Annotated in this window: 15 protein-coding genes; 8 read left to right on the plus strand and 7 right to left on the minus strand. The window is 71.6% G+C overall.

The genetic code is table 11. The features are described from left to right. A partial coding sequence (locus ABEB16_RS00895; RefSeq protein ID WP_425560066.1) for a DEAD/DEAH box helicase occupies positions 1–1601 on the minus strand: 1601 nt, incomplete at its 3' end. Positions 1602–1950: 349 nt separating this feature from the next. Between ABEB16_RS00895 and ABEB16_RS00900 the strand changes: the two genes are divergently transcribed. Beyond that, positions 1951–3936, plus strand: coding sequence for a DNA recombination protein RmuC (locus tag ABEB16_RS00900; RefSeq protein ID WP_345710398.1), 1986 nt, complete (start codon positions 1951–1953; stop codon positions 3934–3936). 87 nt (positions 3937–4023) lie between these two features. Here ABEB16_RS00900 and ABEB16_RS00905 read toward each other — a convergent pair whose 3' ends face one another. Next, positions 4024–5292, minus strand: coding sequence for an ATP-binding protein (locus tag ABEB16_RS00905; protein ID WP_345710399.1), 1269 nt, complete (start codon positions 5290–5292; stop codon positions 4024–4026). A 227-nt stretch (positions 5293–5519) separates the two neighbouring features. Here ABEB16_RS00905 and ABEB16_RS00910 point away from each other — a divergent pair, with 227 nt between their 5' ends. The 5 genes from ABEB16_RS00910 (at position 5520) to ABEB16_RS00930 (ending at position 12397) form a co-directional block, all read left to right on the plus strand. Further along, positions 5520–10013, plus strand: coding sequence for an AAA domain-containing protein (locus ABEB16_RS00910; RefSeq protein WP_345710400.1), 4494 nt, complete (start codon positions 5520–5522; stop codon positions 10011–10013). 36 nt (positions 10014–10049) lie between these two features. Beyond that, on the plus strand, positions 10050–10304 hold the full coding sequence (locus ABEB16_RS00915) for a hypothetical protein (RefSeq protein ID WP_345710401.1): 255 nt from the start codon (positions 10050–10052) through the stop codon (positions 10302–10304). Positions 10305–10340: 36 nt separating this feature from the next. Continuing rightward, positions 10341–10928 (plus strand): PDDEXK-like family protein, encoded by a 588-nt coding sequence (locus ABEB16_RS00920; RefSeq protein WP_345710402.1) that lies wholly within the window; start codon positions 10341–10343, stop codon positions 10926–10928. Further along, entirely contained in the window at positions 10925–11452 is a 528-nt protein-coding gene (locus tag ABEB16_RS00925; protein WP_345710403.1) for a hypothetical protein, read from the plus strand. Before ABEB16_RS00920 ends, ABEB16_RS00925 begins: the two co-directional genes overlap by 4 nt. A gap of 66 nt (positions 11453–11518) precedes the next feature. Beyond that, a complete protein-coding gene (locus ABEB16_RS00930) occupies positions 11519–12397 on the plus strand; it encodes a hypothetical protein (RefSeq protein WP_345710404.1) in 879 nt (292 codons plus the stop codon). 23 nt (positions 12398–12420) lie between these two features. On the opposite strand, the gene ABEB16_RS00935 is transcribed toward ABEB16_RS00930, so the two are convergent. The 4 genes from ABEB16_RS00935 to ABEB16_RS00950 all read right to left on the minus strand — a co-directional run bounded on the left by ABEB16_RS00935 (position 12421) and on the right by ABEB16_RS00950 (position 15913). Further along, on the minus strand, positions 12421–14136 hold the full coding sequence (locus ABEB16_RS00935; protein ID WP_345710405.1) for a DNA/RNA helicase domain-containing protein: 1716 nt from the start codon (positions 14134–14136) through the stop codon (positions 12421–12423). Next, the gene (locus ABEB16_RS00940) at positions 14123–14407 is read right to left on the minus strand and encodes a nucleotide pyrophosphohydrolase (RefSeq protein ID WP_345710418.1); all 285 of its coding nucleotides are present in this window, start codon (positions 14405–14407) and stop codon (positions 14123–14125) included. Before ABEB16_RS00940 ends, ABEB16_RS00935 begins: the two co-directional genes overlap by 14 nt. 141 nt (positions 14408–14548) lie before the next feature. Next, the gene (locus ABEB16_RS00945; protein WP_345710419.1) at positions 14549–14935 is read right to left on the minus strand and encodes a very short patch repair endonuclease; all 387 of its coding nucleotides are present in this window, start codon (positions 14933–14935) and stop codon (positions 14549–14551) included. A 165-nt stretch (positions 14936–15100) separates the two neighbouring features. Further along, positions 15101–15913, minus strand: a complete 813-nt coding sequence (locus ABEB16_RS00950) for a YciE/YciF ferroxidase family protein (RefSeq protein WP_345710406.1) — start codon at positions 15911–15913, stop codon at positions 15101–15103. 221 nt (positions 15914–16134) lie between these two features. Between ABEB16_RS00950 and ABEB16_RS00955 the strand changes: the two genes are divergently transcribed. Then, positions 16135–16803, plus strand: a complete 669-nt coding sequence (locus ABEB16_RS00955; RefSeq protein ID WP_345710407.1) for a nucleotidyltransferase domain-containing protein — start codon at positions 16135–16137, stop codon at positions 16801–16803. Here ABEB16_RS00955 and ABEB16_RS00960 read toward each other — a convergent pair. Further along, a complete protein-coding gene (locus ABEB16_RS00960) occupies positions 16776–17135 on the minus strand; it encodes a putative quinol monooxygenase (RefSeq protein WP_345710408.1) in 360 nt (119 codons plus the stop codon). The genes ABEB16_RS00955 and ABEB16_RS00960 overlap by 28 nt on opposite strands. Positions 17136–17269: 134 nt before the next feature. Between ABEB16_RS00960 and ABEB16_RS00965 the strand changes: the two genes are divergently transcribed. Then, positions 17270–17965: a pyridoxamine 5'-phosphate oxidase family protein gene (locus ABEB16_RS00965; protein WP_345710409.1), complete on the plus strand. Its 696-nt coding sequence runs from the start codon at positions 17270–17272 to the stop codon at positions 17963–17965. Positions 17966–17967: the final 2 nt, after the last annotated feature.

The raw sequence follows: 17967 nt of genomic DNA on the forward strand, positions 1-17967 counted from the left end.
CGCAGCACGATGCGCGCCCGGGCGTCGTTGCCGGTGTAGAGACCGGACAGCCCGTCGGCGTCGTAGCGGCCGCGCTGCCAGCGCACCGAGCGCAGGTCCGTGCCGTCGTCGGTGGCGAAGTAGTGGAACGGCACGAGCAGGTCCCCGTCCAGCGCGTCCCACAACCGCAGCTCCGCGGCGATCCGACCGCCGAACAGCGCCGGCACGTCTTGCCCGTCGGTGCGCTCCGGGGTGGCGGTGAGCCCCAGCAGCTCGATCGGCTGCAAGCGGTTCAGGATCCGCTGGTAGCTGTCGGCGGTGGCGTGGTGGCACTCGTCGAGGACGACGACGTCGAACCGGTCCGGTTCCAGCTCCGCGAGCACTTGCGGCGACAGCGATTGGACGCTGGCGAACACGTGCCGACCGGTGCGCGGCCGATGCCCGCTCACGAGCAGATCTCCGAAGGAGCCGTCGCCGAGCACCTCCCGGTAGGTGCGCCGCGCCTGGTCCAGCAGCTCGTGGCGGTGCGCCACGAACAGCAGGGTGAGGTCCCTACCGTGCTGCGCGCGCAGCGCCCGGTAGTCCAGCGCGGCGAGCACCGTCTTGCCGGTGCCGGTGGCCGCGACGACGAGGTTGCGGTGCCGGTCGTGCAGCTGCCGCTCCCCGGCCAGCTGCTCGAGCATCTCCTGCTGGTGCGGGCGCGCCGTCACCTCCAAGCCGGAGATCCGGATGCGGTTGCTGCTCGTGTGGCCGGCGTCGGCGAGCGCCCGGTCGAGCTTGTCGCCGTCCCGCTCGGGCTGGTATGTCTCGAAGGAGCTGCTTTCCCAGTAGCTGGTGAACGTCGCCTCGAACTTGTCGAGCAGCGCCCGGTTCGCCACGGCAGACAACCGCACGTTCCACTCCAGCCCCTCGACGAGCGCGGCGCGCGACAGGTTCGAGGAGCCGACGTAGGCGGTGTCGAAGCCCGTGTTGCGCCGCAGCACCCACGCCTTGGCGTGCAGCCGGGTGCGGGCCGTCTCGTAGGTCACCTTCACCTCGGCGCCGAACCGCTCGACGAGTGCATCCAGCGCTGCCCGCTCCGTGGCACCCATGTAGGTCGTCGTGATGACCCGCAGCGGCGCCCCACGGGCTGTGAGGTCGCGGAGCTCCCGCTCCAGCAGCCGCAGCCCGGACCACTTCACGAACGCGCACAGCAGGTCGACCCGGTCCGCGCTGGCCAGTTCAGCGCGAAGCTCCGCGGCGAGGCTCGGGTCGGCGTGGCTGTTGGTGAGCAGGGCCGCCTCGGACAGCGGGGTGGCCGGTCGGACCGTCGACGGCTGCGCCAGCGCCTGCTGGCGGTGCGCGGCGACCAGTTCGCGCGGTGCGCCGTCCTCGTCGGGCACCGGCACGGCGCCGGCGGCGCCGAGGACGCCGAGCAGGTCCCGCACCAGGACCAGCCGGTCGTCCGCGTCGGGCGTGGCTTCCAGCGTCCGGCGCACGAGGTCGCCGACGTGGCGGGCGAGGACGTGCGGGGCGTCGGCGGCGTCGACGCGGCGAACGTCGGTGTGCCAGCCGTCGAGCTGGGCGAGGACCGCGTCGAGGTCAGCGGAGACCAGCGTCTCGTAGAGGCCCTCGACGAGCACGGCGTCGGGCTGGTGGGGGTGCAGCGCTGCCACCGGGCCACTGTGCCAGCGGCGCTGATCCGATAGCCGGGCGGGTGCCCGCCGGATCCACCAGATGCGATCGACAGCCTGGGGAGCTGCCAAAAGGTAGCGTGATCAAGGCGCGATCGGTAGCGCACCACGTGCCGACTCGACGTGGTACTACGAGCGGTGCCGGGCGGCGTCGTAGCGCGTCCTCCCGGCCTTCGGCCGTTCGGGTGCACCCGCCCGGACGTCTCCAGCGCGGGGAGCGTCCGGTCGACGTCTCAGACAGGGCTGAGCCCCACCCGAGCGTCGAGCAACGGCGCACCCCGTCCTGCTGGAGTCGTCCGTGCTGTTCCTGCTGATCGCCGTGCTCGTCGTGAGCTCGATCGCCGCGGTTCTCTCGCTGCTCGCCTGGCGCACGCGCACCGCTCCCACCACGAGCGCCCCGGCCGGCACCGACCCGGAGCTCACCCAGGGCGTGCAGACGGTGCGGATGCTCGTGGAGTCGATCAGCTCGTCCCTGCGCGACGAGCACGACCGGCTCCGCCAGGCCCAGGGCGCCGCCACGTCCGAGGTGCGCGCCGAGCTGCGCAGCGCCGCCGAGGACGAGGACCGAGCGCTGCGCGAGCTGCGCCAGGAACTGGTCACCACCCTCTACGAGCAGCAGCGCGCCACCGAGCAGACCTCCCGCGAGGCCAGCACCGCGCTGCGCACCACCCAGAGCGCTGAACTGGCGGCGCTGCGTGGTGAGGTGCAGCAGCAGCTGGCGTCCTTCCAGGAGCTGCTGACCGTCGTGACCCGCGAGCTGCGCGCGGCTGTCGTCGACGAGGTGAAGGCCGTCGTCGAGCGCCAGGAGGCGGCGCGGCTGGAGCAGGCGGCCCAGCTGGACACCTTCAGCGCGGCGCAGCGTGCGGCTTTCGCGGACCTGCAGACCGCGACCACCGACCGGGTCGCCGAGCTCACCGCCTCGACCGCGGCGGCCCGCACCGAGCAGGGGGAGCAGCTCGCGCAGTTCCGCACCGAGCTGAGCGACTCGCTGCACCGCTTCCAGGGCGAGCTCGCCACCGTGGGCAAGGAGCTGCGCCAGGAGCAGACCGGCGCGCTGCAGCGGATGCAGCAGGAGCAGGCGGAGAAGCTGACCGCCCTCACGGCCACCGTGTCCGGCGAGCAGCGCGAGGCCCGCCAGGAGCTGCAGGCCGCCCTCGACAAGCTGTCCGCGGCCAACGAGGTCAAGCTGGAGCAGATGCGCGCCACCGTCCAGGAGAAGCTGGACGCCACCCTCGGCGAGCGGCTCGACGCCAGCTTCAAGCAGGTCAGCGGCCAGCTGGAGAGCGTCCACAAGGGCCTCGGCGAGATGCAGGTGCTCGCCCAGGGCGTGGGGTCCCTGCAGCGCACCCTCACCAACGTCAAGACCCGCGGCGTGTGGGCGGAGCTGCAGCTCGACGCCCTGCTCGCCGACCTGCTCACCCCCGAGCAATACGAGAAGCAGTACCGGGTGAACCCCGAGTCCGTGGAGATGGCCGACTTCGCGGTGCGCCTGCCCGGCGGCGAGGACGGCCGGCCGGTGTGGCTGGCCATCGACTCCAAGTTCCCGATGGACGTCTACGAGCGGCTCCAGGCGTCCTGGGAGGAGGGCGACACCGCCGGGACCAAGGCGGCCACCAAGGCGTTCCTCGACCGGGTGCGGGCCGAGGCGACGTCCATCGCGGGCAAGTACGTCAATCCGCCGCACACCACCGACTTCGCCGTCATGTACCTGCCGACGGAGGGCCTCTTCGCCGAGGTGGTGCGCCAGCACGGCCTCGTGCACGAGCTGCGCACCAAGCACCGCATCGTCGTCGCCGGCCCCACCACCCTCACCGCGCTGCTCGGGTCGCTGTCCATGGGTTTCCGGACCCTCGCCATCCAGCGGCGCTCCAGCGAGGTGTGGCAGGTCCTCGGGCACGTGAAGACCGAGTTCGAGAACTCCGCCGGCGTCTGGGAGAAGCTGGTCAAGCACCTCGACACCGCCCGCAACACCGCCGAGCAGGCCGGGGTGCGGCACCGGGCCATCGGCCGGCGGCTGAGGAACGTGGAGAGCCTGCCGCTGGAGGCGCCGCACGACCAGGCGCTGGCCGGTGCGGTGGAGGCGATCGCCGCGGAGGTGGACGACGTCTTCGCGGGTGGGGAGGAGTGGCTGGCGCCAGTGCCACCTGCTGCGGCGGGGTCGTCCCGGTCGTCGTCGACGCGGATCCGGGAGTGGGCGCGTGCTGCCGGGTACAGCGTGGCCGGCAGCGGTCGCCTGCCCCACGAGGTCGTCGCCGCGTACGAGGAGGCGCACGGGCAGGGGTGAGGCCGCCACGACGGTGACGTCACCCGGCGTCGCACCCCACGTCGCCACGACGCATCGTGCGGAGCACGTGTCGTGTGCCGAGGTGTCTCACCCGCGCCACAGCCGGTCGACGGGCAGCACGTGCAGCCGGTCCTCGTAGGTGTACGACCGCTGCCCGAGGTACAGCGCGATGCCGGCGAGGAACGGCTCACCCACCGCGTCGCGGAGCTTGCGCAGCCCCTTGAGCTCGTCACCGGGCACCCGGCTGCCGGCCTTCACCTCGAACGCGATGACGGCGCCGTCGTCCCGCTCGAGCACGAGGTCCACCTCGTCGCCGTCCTTGGTGCGCCAGTGGCCCGCTCCCGTCAGGTCGTCCGTCCACGACGCCTGGGTCAGGAGCTCCTGGACGACGAAGGTCTCCAGCAGGTGGCCGAACTGCTGCAGCGCTGCCGGTGTGCGAGCGGCCAGCTTGTCCGGCCCCAGCCGCAGGAGCCGGGCGGCGACGCCGGAGTCCACGACGTGCAGCTTGGGGCGCTGCCGTGCCCGCGACGTCGTGGTCCGTGCCCAGGCGGGCAGCCGGTGGACCAGGAAGACCGCTTCGAGCAGCCGGAGGTAGCCGTCGGCGGTCCGCTCGTCCAGCCCGACGTCCGCAGCGGCTGATGCCGTGGTCAGCACTTGACCCGTCTGGCCGGCGAGCCGCTCGAGGAGGCGCGGCAGCGCAGCCGCCTGGCGCACCTTGCTGAGCTCGCGGACGTCCCGCTCGAGCGTCAAGCGCACGTAGTCGTCGAACCAGCGGGCGCGCGCGGCAGGTGTCCGGCGAGCGAGCGCCATGGGGAAGCCGCCGGCCACCACCCGCTCGACGTACTCCTCGCGGGGAGTGGTGGACGGGGCGCTGCCCACAGCTCCGGCGGGGTCCTCGAACAGCTGGGCCACGGGGGAGTGGCCACCGCCGTCGAGCTCGCACTGGGACAGGGGACGGACGGTGAGGCGGTGCAGGCGACCCGTCAGCGACTGCGCTGCCTCGGGGAGGGCGTCGAAGCGGGTGGATCCCGCGAGGACGAAGCGGCCCGGGCGCCCGCTCCTGTTGAGCTCGGCCTTGATCGCGTCGAGGACGAGCGGCGCCTTCTGGTACTCGTCGACGCAGACCGGTGACGGCCCGGCCATGAAGAGCGCGGGGTCGCGCGTCACGGCGTCGCGCGTCGCGAGGTCGTCGAGGTCCAGGACCTCCGCGCCGAGCGACGCGGCCAGGTCGCGCAGCATCGTGGACTTGCCCACGGAGCGCGGGCCCTCGAGGAGGATGACCAGCTCCTCGTCGACGCGGGCGCGGGCGACGGCGAGCGCCCGGCGATCGACGTGGGAGGCCAGGGCTGCGGGCACCGGTACAGCCTAGCTGAGCTGCGCTTTTGGGCGGAATTAGGCTGCGGATTTGGGCGGGTTAATGCTGCGCTTTTGGGCGGGCTCGAGCTGTGTCTGCAGCAGCCGGCAGTGCTGATCGATGATCCATCGCCGCTGGTCCGAGCGGGTGCTGACGATCAGCCAGCGGCTCGCGTCCACTCATCAGTCGGTGGCCTCGGGCACACTCGAAGGAGGAGCGAGGAGGGCACATGGCAGTGGCGGAGTCGGCGCTGAGCCGTCAGATGGTCGGGCAGACGGCCCGACTCGTGGAGTTCCTGCGCGACCTCGCCCGGGCGGGGCGCGCCCCGGTGCTCGACGTCGCCGCCTACCGGCACGTGCTGTGGCTGGTGGACTTGCCCGAGGGGGTCGCTGCCGACTCCACGGCCGAGGTCGGCGACGTCCTCTGCTCCTTCGCGCCCGTACCGGCGGAAGCGGCTCCCGCGCTGCCCGGGGTGCTCCACGGCTGGGTGGAGACCGCGACGATCGACGACTCGAGCGCTCCGCTGCCCGAGCTGCAGGAGGCGCCCCTCACCCTGGAGGCGCTGGACAGCGCTGATGCGGCGCCGTCCGACCGGGAGGTGCGCCGCGCCTACGAGCGCTGGAGCGCCGAGTGGACCGCGTGGGCCGAGTGCGACCGGCGCACCGCGCCTGCGCGGCGCTGGTACGACGAGCTGAGCACGATCTACCGGCAGCTGTCCCAGCAGGACGACCAGTACGAGCTCGTCCTCGCCACCGGCCTGATCACCGTCCAACCGCCCAAGACGCCCCGGGTCCGCAACCACCTCCTCAGCACCCGCCTGGGCATCGAGGTCGACGAGCGGACGGGTGTCCTGCGCCTGGCAGTCGCCGAGGGCGGTGGCTTGCGGGTGCACGACCGCGACCTGCTCACCGGTGTCGAGGGCTTTGACGCCGCGCGCGCCGAGCCGTCCCGCGTCACGGCCCGTGCGATGGAGGCCGGCCCGCTGGCGGACGACAACCACGAGCTGCTCGAGCAGTGGCGCGTGCTGGGGCTCCCGAGCTGCCGGGCCTACGAGAAGGACTGGCAGCCGCAGGAGGAGGTCGCCGCCACGCCGGTGCTCCGGTTCGCACCTGCTCTGGTCCTGCGTCCACGCGGCCGGGCGAGCCTCATCGGCTACTACGAGCGGATGCTCGAGGCGCTGTCCGGCGCGGACGGCGCTGCGCCCCTCGGGTTGGCCCAGCTGCTCACGGCGCTGGAGCCGCACGAGCGCCGGCGGTGGTTGGCGGCCGAGGGCAGCACGACCGAGCTCACCGCCGACCCGCTCTTCCCGCTGCCGGCCAACCCGGAGCAGGCGCGGATCATGACGCGGCTGCGCCACGAGACGGGTGTGGTGGTGCAGGGCCCGCCCGGGACGGGCAAGACGCACACCATCGCCAACCTCGTCTCCGCCCTCGTCGCCGAGGGGCAGCGGGTCCTGGTGACGAGCCAGAAGGCGCAGGCGCTGGCCGTGCTGCGCGACAAGCTGCCGGCCGAGGTGCAGCAGCTGTGCGTGTCCATGACGGATCAGGGCCGTGGTGGCTCGGCGGAGCTGTCGCGCAGCGTCAACGCCCTCGTCGACCGGCACTCCAGCTTCGACCAGGCCGAGTACACCCGGGCGGTCGCGGACCTCGCCGCGCAGCGGGACGCCGCACGTTCGGCCGTGGCGAGGTTGACGGAGCAGATCCGGGCGCTGCGGGAGTCGGAGACCTACCACCACCCCGAGGTCGCGCCTGGCTACTCCGGCACGCTCGGCACCATCGCCGCCCGGCTGCGCGATCGCCGTGAGCGGCTCGGCTGGATGCCGACACCACTGCCCACGGGCGCTCCGGCGAGCCTGCCCGTCCCCGCGGCGCGGATCGGTGAGCTGGTCGGCCTCCTCGCCGGTGCCACCGCCGAGCGGCGCGCTCGGACGGCGCAGGTCATCCCACCCGGTGACGCGCTGCTCAGCCCCGAGGTGCTCACCGGTCTCGTGGCTGCCGAGCGTGCCGCCGCCGTCGAGGCGCGAGCCGCCCGCAGCGATCTGACCGAGGCCCTGCAGCCGATCGACGATGCTGCGTTCACCCGGCTGCAGCCTGCGGCGGAGCGCATCGGCGCTGGGCTGTCCACGCTGCGCAGCGGCCCGGCGGACTGGCGTCAGCAGTGCCTCGACGACGCGCTCGCCGGCCGCGACGCCAGCCTGTGGCAGCAGGTCTCCGACGTCGCGGACCGCGCCGAGGACGCCGAGCGGCTGCTGCGCTCCCTGGGGCTGCGCACCGTCGAGCTACCGGCGTTCGAGGCGACCGGCGCGGGAAGCCGTGCGGGGCAGCTCGCCGCCGGTCGTGCGCTGCACGAGTACTTCCGCAGCGGCGGCAAGCTGAAGGGGCTCCTCAAGCCGGCGGTGCAGAAGCAGGCCGCGCCGCTGCTCGACGGGGCGGCCGTGGACGGGTTGGCCCCGACGAACGCCGAGCTCCTCGAGCTGGTGCTGGCCCGCCTCGAGGCGGAGGTCACCGTCGACGCCCTCGCCGCGCGCTGGGCCGATGTGGGGCTCTCCGTGCCGGCCGATGCACCGCTCGGCCGGCGGATCTCCCAGCTCGTCGGCGCGGCCCGGGAGCTCACGTCCATCGGTGAGCTCGTGCAGGCCATGGAGAGGATGCGCGACGAGCTGGCCGCCGCCGGTGTCGCGCTCAGCCTCACCACCTGGGAGCAGTGGGCCGAGCTCGTCGAGGGGCTGGAGTCGGTCCGGGCGCAACTCGCGGCGCGCAGGGCCACCGACGCCGTCGACCGGGCCGTCGAGGACGTCGAGCGGATCGCGGGCGTCGAGCGCGCCGCGCCGGAGTGCCGCAACCTCATCACCGCGGCACGCAGTCGGGACGTCGACGCCTACGCCGCAGCCTGCACCGCCCTGGCGGACGCGCGCATCGACGTCGAGCAGCAGGCGCGCGCCGACGAGCTCTGGCGGGAGCTCAACGCCGCCCACCCGGGCCTCGCGCAGCTCGTGCAGGCCACCGCGGGTGATCCGGCGTGGCAGCAGCGGCTCGGGAGCCTGGCCGACGCCTGGGCGTGGGCGGCTGCGCAGACCTTCTTCGACGCCCAGCGCGCTCCCGGCCGCGAAGCCCAGCTCGACCAGCAGCTCGACGAGGCGATCCGCACCGTGCGGTCCCTCACCGCGCAGCTGGCGGCCGCCAAGGCGTGGCAGGCGTGCCTGGCCCGGATGACCGCGAAGCAGTCGCAGGCCTTGCGCTCCTACCAGCAGAACACCAAGTCGATGGGCAAGGGCACCGGCAAGTACGTGCACTACTACGCACGGGGCGCGCGGGAGGCGATGGCAGATGCCCGGGGCGCTGTCCCCGCGTGGATCATGCCGCTCGCGGAGGTCCTGGAGACGGTACCGCCGGACAAGAACTCCTTCGACGTCGTCATCATCGACGAGGCCAGCCAGGCCAGCATCGAAGCGCTCTTCCTGCTGTGGCTGGCGCCGCGCGTCATCGTCGTGGGTGACGACAAGCAGTGCGCGCCGTCCGCGGTGAGCCACGGCGAGCTGCAGCCGATCTTCGACAAGCTCGACGACTACCTGCCCGACCTGCCGCGCCACCTGCGCAACTCGCTCACGCCGCGCGACAGCCTCTTCAGCCTGCTCAAGACCCGCTTCGGGGGGATGGTGCAGCTGCGGGAGCACTTCCGCTGCATGCCGGAGATCATCGACTGGTCGTCGCGGCAGTTCTACGCCGAATCGCCCCTCGTGCCGCTGCGGCAGTTCGGCAGCGACCGGCTCCAGCCCCTGCGCCTGACGCACGTGCCCGGTGCCGTCAGCGACGGGGTCAACGCCCGGCTGCGCAATAAGGCGGAAGCCACGGCCATCGCCGAGCGGGTCGCCACGTGCCTCGACGACCCGGCGTACCGCGGCAAGACCTTCGGCGTCATCGTGCTGCAGGGTCAGGCGCAGGTCGACCTCATCGAGGACGAGCTGCGCCGGCTCGTGCCCGCTGACGCCTTCGAGCAGCGCAAGCTCCGCGTCGGCACACCCCCGGACTTCCAGGGCGACGAACGGCACGTCGCCTTCCTGTCCATGGTCGTCGCGGAGAAGCGCAACGCCCTCAGCCGGGAGGAGGACCAGCGCCGCTTCAACGTCGCCGCCAGCCGGGCGCAGGACCAGATGTGGCTCTTCCACTCCGTGACGCCCGACCTGCTCTCACCGAAGGACCTGCGCCGGTCCCTGCTCACCTACTTGATCAACCCGCCGGCGCCGCGGGTCGCCTCCGACCTGGCCAACGTCACCCCCGACGAGCCGCACGAGCCCTTCGACTCCCTCTTCGAGCAGCGCGTGTACCTGCGCATCCGCGAGCGCGGCTACCAGGTCACCCCGCAGTGGGAGGTCAACGGTCGGCGCATCGACCTCGTCGTCACCGGCGCCAAGGGTCGGCTGGCCGTGGAGTGCGACGGTGAGCACTGGCACTCCTCGCCGGAGCAGCGGCTCAACGACCTGCACCGCGAGCAGGAGCTCAAGCGCGCCGGGTGGCAGTTCTGGCGGGTTCGGGACAGCGAGTTCAACTACGACCCGGATCGGGCGATGGCCGGACTGTGGGAGGCGCTGGAGCGGCGCGGCATCCACCCGCACGAGGGCGTGGAGCGCACGCCGCTGAGCGCGTCGGCGGAGGACTGGGTGCCGACCGAGCTGGTGAAGGACGACACTGCGGTCGTCGGCCAGGGGCGAGCGAGCACCTCGTAGGTGCACGCGGCGGCGCTGCCCAGCATTGTCGACCCCATGACGTCCTACGACGACACCCGTTTGCGGCTGCGGATCGACCTCGATCCCGGCGAGCTGAGCACCGCCCTGGACGCCGTCGACTGGGCAACGGCACGTCCGGCGGTGGCGGACGACGCCGTCAACGGGTTGAAGTTCGCCGACGTCCTGCCGCGCCCGCTCGCCGCCGACACCGTCGCCCGCCGGCTCGCGGACGTCCCGTCCGCCCAGCTCGTCGCCCGAGAGCCGCTGTCCCGCGTCCACGAGGTGACCTGAAGAGCTCGACCGGACGCGCCTCGACGAGGAGGAACCATGACCGTGCCGATCGCCCGCATCCTGCCCCTCGACAGCGAGAACCGGTGGAGCGACCTGCTCGCCGTGCTCATCGAGGCAGACCCGGGCTGCGTGGCAGCGCTGCTCGGGCTCGAGGGCAACCGCACGAGCCTGCGCGTGCGTCGTGAGGTCAGCACCGAGGGCAAGGACCGCATCGACCTCGTGCTGGAGCTCGAAAGTTTACCCCGCAGCGTGATCGAGGTGAAGGTCCTGTCCGGCCTCGGGCGCCAGCAGCTCTCCCGCTACCGCACGGCCCTTCCCGAGGCGGAGCACTACCTGCTCGTCTTCCCCGAGAGGCTGCAGATCGACATCGCGGCTCAGGAGGGCTGGCGCGCCATCACGTGGGAGCGGCTCCTCACCGCCTTCAGCCGGAGCAGCGATGCCTGGGTGGCAGAGACCGCGCAGGCGTGGGCTCAGCACCTGGCGTCCTCGCTTCCCCGGGTCGGCGCCGACACCCGGTGGAACGACCTCCACGTCGGGGAGGACTTCGTCCTCGCCATGCGCGCCCGGATGTCGTGGGTCTTCGGGCAGCTGGCCCCCCGGAACCGATACAGCACGACCTGGTGAGTTCCAGCGCAGGGGTGAGCTGGATCACCCGGATGTACCTGCCGGCAGCCGAGGAGGGCTACCGGGTGCTCGTGGAGGCGGAGGAGCGGCTACCGGTGCGCAGCTACCCCAAGCGGGTCGGTGAGACGTCGCGCCGGCCCCTGGGTCCCTCGGTGAAGGTGATGCTCAACCAGGTGGGCGTCGACACCTCCGCCGGTTTCGACTGGGACTACCTGCACGCCATGTGGCCCGCGATGGCCTCGGCACGCACCGACTGGGTCCGCAACAAGCCCAACACCAAGGCGGCCCACGACCGCGCCGGCTGGCAGCGCATCGTGGCAGCGGGGGCACCGCCGTACCTGGGCATCGGCTTCGGGGAGGGGCAGACCAAGCGGTCCCGCGACTGCATGTTCGGGGCACGGTTCCAGCTGCCGCCCGACGTGCTCCTGCAGCAGGTCGTGCAAAGCCTGGACGAGTTGGCGGACCTGGTGCTCGCGATGGGTGCCATCGAGCCGGTCCGTGGTGCAACCCGGAGTGACGACTGACCCGCCACCCATGACCTGACGGTGCTCGCCCGATAGGCTCGACGAGGACCGCCAGGAGGAAGTGTCGTGGAGTACCAGGCATCGAAGCCGATCAGTCTCGCCGGGCACCCGCTGTACACGGAGAAGTGGCTGCAGGAGCGGATCGCCAACGACCCGTCGCTGCTCGGCCTCGGCGACCTCGTGGTGAAGGACGTCGAGCGCAGGCAGCCGCGAGCGGGCAGGCTGGACCTGCTGCTGTCCGACGTGGGCGCGGACAAGCCGACCCGCTACGAGGTCGAGCTCCAGCTCGGCGCCACGGACGAGACGCACATCATCCGCACCGTCGAGTACTGGGACATCGAGAGGCGGCGCTACCCCCAGTACGACCACATCGCCGTCATCGTGGCCGAGGACATCACCAGCCGGTTCCTCAACGTCTTGTCGCTCTTCAACGGATTCATCCCGCTGATCGCCATCCAGCTGTCGGCGCTGCAGGTCGGGGACGTGCTGACGCTCCACACCACCAGGGTCATGGATGTGACCACCCTCGGTGTCGATGACGACGACGAGGCCGTCAACGCGTCAGCGGACCGCTCCTACTGGGAGTCTCGCGGCACTCCTGCCTCGTTGAAAATCGTGGACGCGCTCTGGGAGATGGTTCGGGCGCACGACCCGAGCCTCAGCTTGAAGTACAACAAGCACTACATCGGGTTGGCTCGCGACGGGGTCGCGGACAACTTCGCAGCGTTCCGCCCACGCAAGGAGTACGTGGCCGTCGAATTCCGGATCCCCCGCTCCGACGAGCTGACCGCCCAGCTGGAGCAGTCCGGCGTCGACGTGCTGGACTACCAGGTCCGATGGGGTCGCTACCGTCTCCGCCTGACTGCGAGCGATCTGACCAGGCACAGCGAGCTGATCAAGGGGATGATCGCCAAGGCGCACGGCACCCTGCCACCGGAGGAGTGATCACCGGATCGTGCCGTGCGGTGTCAGGGGCGGAGGTAGCGCCGGAGGTGCTCCCGCAGCGGGGGATCGCAGACGTACACGTACGTTCCCAGGATGCCGCGGGTCAGCAGCACGGCGTAGATGTTCTTGACGAACTGCAGCACGTCCTCGTCCGTGTACGTGATCCCTCGGCTGGGGTTGTTCTGCATGCCCTTCTTGTCGTGGTAGTTGGAGCGGTCGAAGCGGATCCGCCGGGTGGCGGTGTCGAACCGCAGGTCAGGTCCGATGATGACGGCCGCGACGTTGAGGTCATAGCCCTGGATGGTGTGGATCGACCCCACCTCTTCGGTGGACGTCGGCGAGTTCACCCAGTCGACGTCCGTGCTGTTCCACCGCAGGTGGCACTCGTCGATCGTGATGTCGAAGGCGGTGGGGTCGTGCCTGCTCCGCCACGGCCACGCGTACCCTGCGACCGTCCTGGCGAGGCCGACCTCGGTTTCCTTCTCCGCGACCACGGCCAGCATCTCGCCGAGGTCGTCGAAGAGCCGCAGGTCATAGCCGGGGAAAGCCTGCGGTTCGACGGGTGCGCCGTCGAGGACGCCCCGGATGTAACCGACGTAGTCGGAGCCGGCTTTCACGCGCATCTGTGTCGTCAGCGGGTAGTGGCGACGAGCGGCCTTGGCTGTCGCGGTGAGGTCTTCGAGGACCTGGCGCGGGACGTCAGCGGGGCGGACCGCCTGTGCGGCGTCCACCAGGTAGATCTGGTGCCGGCTCACCGCGTTGATCCAGTCCAGTTGGGTCAAGCCCCGGTCGTCGGCGCCGAAGAGCCGCACGTTGATCTTGGGGAACAGCGCGTTCACCGCTCCTGATGCCAAGCTCGCGCGCTGGTTCAGGCGGTGCGCTTCGTCGACGACCAGCAGGTCGAAGCGAGTGTCGGCCTGCGCGGCCTCGAACGGCGTCATGACCATGGACGGCTTGAGCCCCGGGGTCTTGCGGAAGACGTTTTGGATCGACTTGCGCAGGGACTGCTGCGGTACCACCAGCCCGATGCGGAGTCCGGCGAGCAGTTGCGGGTACCCCTCGACGAAGAACTCGGAGAGGATCGAGTCCTCGCCCACCGGATCGGTCAGATCGGCGTTCTGGATGTCGGTCAGCAGTTTGATCAGGTAGATGGCGACGACGGTCTTGCCGGTTCCCGGGTCGCCCTGGACCACCAGGCGGCTCGAAACCTTCTTCTCGAGGTCGTCGAAGAGCCCGGAGAGGATGTCCTCGACCGCGATGGCTTGATCGGGGGTCAGCGCCTTGAATGGCGAGAGCTTGAAGAGGTCGGTGTTCTCGATCTCTCGCACCGAGCGGCTGAAGGCACCCCGCTCCCTCAGCTCTTCGAAGATCCGCTCGAAGGCCTTCTGGTAGTCCTCCCGGCCGTAGTACTCGGCGTCGGTGATGCCGTCGTTGCGGTTGAGCACCTCGTACCTGCCGTCGCCCGCGAAGAGGCGGATGAGGTACGACTCGAGGTCCAGGCAGACCGACTTGTTGAAGGTGGGGTCCACGACGACCCGGGCGCGGCGGAGCCGCTTCTTCCCCGTCTCGAGGTGCTGCTTGAAGCGGCCGGCCGCGTTGAGCGACTCGCCGACGTAGACCTCGCCAGGTCCGTCGAGCGTGTACACGACAGGCCAGTTCCGGTGGCGGTCGTCCAGCAACGCCCAAGTCTTGAGGCTACGAGCGTCGAAGTGCAACTCCTCGATCTCAAAGCTGGTCATACTTGGTGCTCCGGCCTCGAGACTTCTCGACGGGGTACTTGGACCGGGTCTCCTCGAGCTTGGCCAGGACGATCCGATCGGCGTCGACGCCCAGCCTGTCGGCCATGAGGTAGCAGTACGTGAGCACGTCGGCCAGCTCGCCCTGCACCCGTCCGTGGTCCACCTCAGCGCCCCACTGGAAGCACTCCAACAGCTCGGAGGCTTCGATGACGATGCTCTTCGCCAGGTTCTCAGGTGTGTGGAACTGCCCCCAGTCGCGTTCCGCCACCATCGCTCGGAGCTCAGCAGCCACGCTCTCCTCCACGACGGCCAGCCTAGTGGTCGCCACGCATCGCCACTCGTGAGCTGGTCATCGCGTCGCCCCACGCCAGGCGAGGTGCTGCGACGACGCACGGCCCGGAGGTCCGGACGCTCACGCGTCCGCTGCACACCGATCCCGGAGCCACCCCACCACTCGCTCCACCACCTCCTCCGGGTCCTCGTGCTCCCACACCCGCAGCACCGTCCACCCCAGCGTCTCGAGCTGTCGGGTGACGTCGGCGTCCCGTGCCCGGTTCCACGCGATCTTCTGCGCCCACCACCCGGCGTTCGCCTTCGGCAGGTGGGCGTGCTCCGGGCACCCGTGCCAGAAGCAGCCGTCGACGTACACGGCGAGCCGCGCCCGCGTGAAGGCGATGTCGATCGTCCGCCGCCGCTGCCCGGGAACGGGCCAGACGACGCGGTAGCGCAGCCCGCGCGCGTGCAGCCTCCGGCGGATCGCCATCTCGGGCCCGTTGTCGCGCCGCCGCATCCGGCTCATGCGCTGAGAGACGGCGGGCGTGGACGCACCCGGGTGCGGGCCGGGGTCGCCGCAGGTGCCGGTGGTCACGCGATACCGTCCCACCTCGGGTCGGATGTGTGACCGTCGTCCTCCACATAGCCTGCGGGCGTCGCCCCAGCGACCGGCGCAGGCCCCGGCGTGGGGTCAGTGCTCCGCGTTCTCCCGCGCCTCGGACTCCACAATGCGCTCCTGCAGGGCGTCGTCGTTGAGCTCCTCGGCGACCACGAGTCCGTCGTCCGTGGTGACGGTGGTGTCCGCAGGCGGCGTCACCACGGTGCCCGAAGCCGGTGCCGCAGCCGCCCCGCCGGCATGTGCGATCGGCACGCCAGCCTCCGCCTCCGCCGCGTGCCCACCGGACTCGGAGGACCCCGCCACCCGCGACCCGATCACCGCCGCCGCACCGGCAGCCACGGCGACCCCGGCGGCGACGGCCGCCTTGACCCCACCGCTCGTCCCCTCCACGGGCACGGCGACGCCCTCGTGGGCGATGCGCCGGGCCATGGTGGTGATGCGCTCGCGGGCGACGTCCTCCTGGGCGAGGTTCGCTTCGAGCAGCGCCTTGACGCCCTGCGCCCCGCGGGCGTCGGCGTTGGTGATGAGGAACTCGTAGACGGCGGCCTCGTGGTGCTCGGTCTCCAGCGCGGCGGACAGCACGACGGCGTCGGCGAGGGAGGCGTCGGTTTTGCGCAGGGTGCCGGTGACCTCCTTGGCCATGGCCTTGGTGACCAGGCACTCGTGCGCCTGGACCTCCTCGCCGAGCAGCCCGAAGGCGGCCTCGAGGTTCTCGATCTGCTGCTGGGTCTCCACGGCGTGCTCGGCGAGGAGGGTCTTGAGCTCCTCGCGCTGGGCGGCTTCCTGCAGGACGGCGAGGTTCGCGAGGATGTCGCGCTCCATGCTGAGGGCCAGCCCGAGCTTGTAGCTGAAGAGGTCCTCGGGGGTCGTGAAGCGGTCGAACATCGTGCCTCCCGGTGTCGTGGGTGTGCTCTCGTCGCGGTCCCACCGCGTGGACTGCGCTCCGCGGCTGGTGGCGGGGCGTGGACCCGGCGGTGGGCGCTGGTCCACGACGCCCTTACCCGCGCGCGGCCCCGGCATGTGCGCCACCGGTTGTTGGGTGGCCGGACAGCGAAGCAGCACATGGGTGGCTACTTTTCTGGCCTCCTGGCTCTTATAGTCGCCGCATGGACCTCGCCCAACCCGAGCGCAGCGTGGTGCCGTCCCTCGACGGCCCGGTCCTGGCGGTGCTCGCGCGGACCACTGCACCCCTGGCGGGCCGGGAGGTGGCGCGCCTGGTCGGGGTGGGGTCGCGAGCAGGTGTGCAGCGGGTCCTCACCCGCCTCGCCCGCGAAGGGGTCGTCCACGCCGAGCGGCGCAGCAACGCCGTCCACTACAGCGCCAACCGCGACCACCTGGCGTGGCCGGCGGTCGAGATCCTGGCGCACCTGCGCGCCGAGCTGCTGCGGCGCCTCACGACCCACGTCGACGCATGGTCCGTACCCGCGCAGACGGCAGCCGTCTTCGGATCCCTCGCCCGCGGGGAGGGTGGTACCGACTCCGACATCGACCTCCTGCTCGTGCGCCCCGACCTGGACGCCGAGCAGTCCCGGACGTGGGAGGCGCAGGTCGATGCGCTGGTCACCGCGGTGGAGGCGTGGACCGGCAACCGGGCGCAACCGTACGACGTCTCCCTGCAGGACCTCCGCGCGCACGTGGCAGCGGACGAGCCGATCGTGCAGTCCTGGCGGCGGGAGGCCATCACCCTCGTCGGCCGGGACGTCAGCGCCCTGCTGCGGAGCGTGCCGCGCCGCCCCACCGCCAGCGGTCACCCACCCACCTCCAGCGGCGTGTAGACCCGCACCCCCGCGCCCTCCAGCGCCGCGCGCAGCTCCGGGCTGGGGTTCCCGCACACCTCCCCGGTGATCGTGCACACCTGGAGGAACTCCGCCATCAGCGGCGCGATGTTGGCGGAGTGCGCCATGCCGGCGGCGGGGTCGCGGTAGCGCTCGTGCACGAAGCACTCGGTGCCCTCGGCGTTGACGAACACGGCGTACTCGATGGTGCCCGGGTCCTGGGTGCGCACGATCTCGGTCGCCCGGGCGACGAGGCGCTTGACCTCCTCCAGCTTGCCCTCGCGGATCACCAGCCGCGCCGTGCCCCACATCTGCGTCGATGCTGTCGACATGCGCCGACGCTAGGCACCACCACGGCCACGTTCAAGGACCCGCTGCCCCCCGGCCGATCCCCGCCCGGGGGTATCCGGGGCCCTCGATCCACCCTCCACCTGGTGCGGACCGTCGAGCGGGAGAGGAGCGCGCCATGTCGTCCTCACCCGACCGGCCACGCCCTGCGCCGCTGCCCGGCTGTGCGGGTGAGCACCTCCTGCAGCGCAATCTCGGCACGGAGCGCCGTGCCGCCGCCTTCTACGACCACCAGGTCTTGGACCACCTCGACGAGGAGATGCGCCGGTTCGTCGCGCGCATGGACATGGTGTTCGTCGCGACCGCCGACCGGCACGGGGAGGCCGACTGCTCGTTCCGGGCGGGACCGGCGGGGTTCGTCACCGTCCTCGGTCCCCGGTCGCTGGTCTACCCGGAGTACCGCGGCAACGGGGTGATGGCGAGCCTGGGCAACGTCGTGGAGAACGGCCACGTGGGTCTGCTCTTCGTGGACTTCTTCGAGGCGACGATCGGGTTGCACGTCAACGGGCGGGCCGCCGTGTGCCGGGCCGATCAGGTGCGCGACCTAGAGGGGGCGCCGCCGGCGCTCCTCGCCGCTCCCGGGTCCGCTCCGGGTCCCGGCCGGGGGCGGGCGCCGGAGCTGTTCGTGCTGGTGCAGGTGGACGAGGCGTACATCCACTGCGGCAAGCACGTCCCGCTGCTGCGGCGCGCGGGGAAGGACCGCGACTGGGGCACCGACGACCCGGTGCGCAAGGGCGGGGACTACTTCCGGGCCAAGCGCGAGGACCGGCCGTGGGCGCCGCTGGTGGAGCCCCGGACGGGTGCTGGTGCCTAGCG

The sequence above is a fragment of the Kineococcus glutinatus genome, assembly GCF_039542765.1.
Taxonomy (GTDB): Bacteria; Actinomycetota; Actinomycetes; order Actinomycetales; family Kineococcaceae; genus Kineococcus_A; species Kineococcus_A glutinatus.

What these genes read in the sequence shown, in the direction of transcription:
- ABEB16_RS00910 (WP_345710400.1), top strand. Translation starts at nt 5,520, where the DNA reads ATGGCAGTGGCGGAGTCGGCGCTGAGCCGTCAGATGGTCGGGCAGACG.
- ABEB16_RS00915 (WP_345710401.1), top strand. Translation starts at nt 10,050, where the DNA reads ATGACGTCCTACGACGACACCCGTTTGCGGCTGCGGATCGACCTCGAT.
- ABEB16_RS00920 (WP_345710402.1), top strand. Translation starts at nt 10,341, where the DNA reads ATGACCGTGCCGATCGCCCGCATCCTGCCCCTCGACAGCGAGAACCGG.
- ABEB16_RS00935 (WP_345710405.1), bottom strand. Translation starts at nt 14,136, where the DNA reads ATGACCAGCTTTGAGATCGAGGAGTTGCACTTCGACGCTCGTAGCCTC.
- ABEB16_RS00940 (WP_345710418.1), bottom strand. Translation starts at nt 14,407, where the DNA reads ATGGTGGCGGAACGCGACTGGGGGCAGTTCCACACACCTGAGAACCTG.
- ABEB16_RS00945 (WP_345710419.1), bottom strand. Translation starts at nt 14,935, where the DNA reads ATGAGCCGGATGCGGCGGCGCGACAACGGGCCCGAGATGGCGATCCGC.
- ABEB16_RS00950 (WP_345710406.1), bottom strand. Translation starts at nt 15,913, where the DNA reads ATGTTCGACCGCTTCACGACCCCCGAGGACCTCTTCAGCTACAAGCTC.
- ABEB16_RS00955 (WP_345710407.1), top strand. Translation starts at nt 16,135, where the DNA reads ATGGACCTCGCCCAACCCGAGCGCAGCGTGGTGCCGTCCCTCGACGGC.
- ABEB16_RS00960 (WP_345710408.1), bottom strand. Translation starts at nt 17,135, where the DNA reads ATGTCGACAGCATCGACGCAGATGTGGGGCACGGCGCGGCTGGTGATC.
- ABEB16_RS00965 (WP_345710409.1), top strand. Translation starts at nt 17,270, where the DNA reads ATGTCGTCCTCACCCGACCGGCCACGCCCTGCGCCGCTGCCCGGCTGT.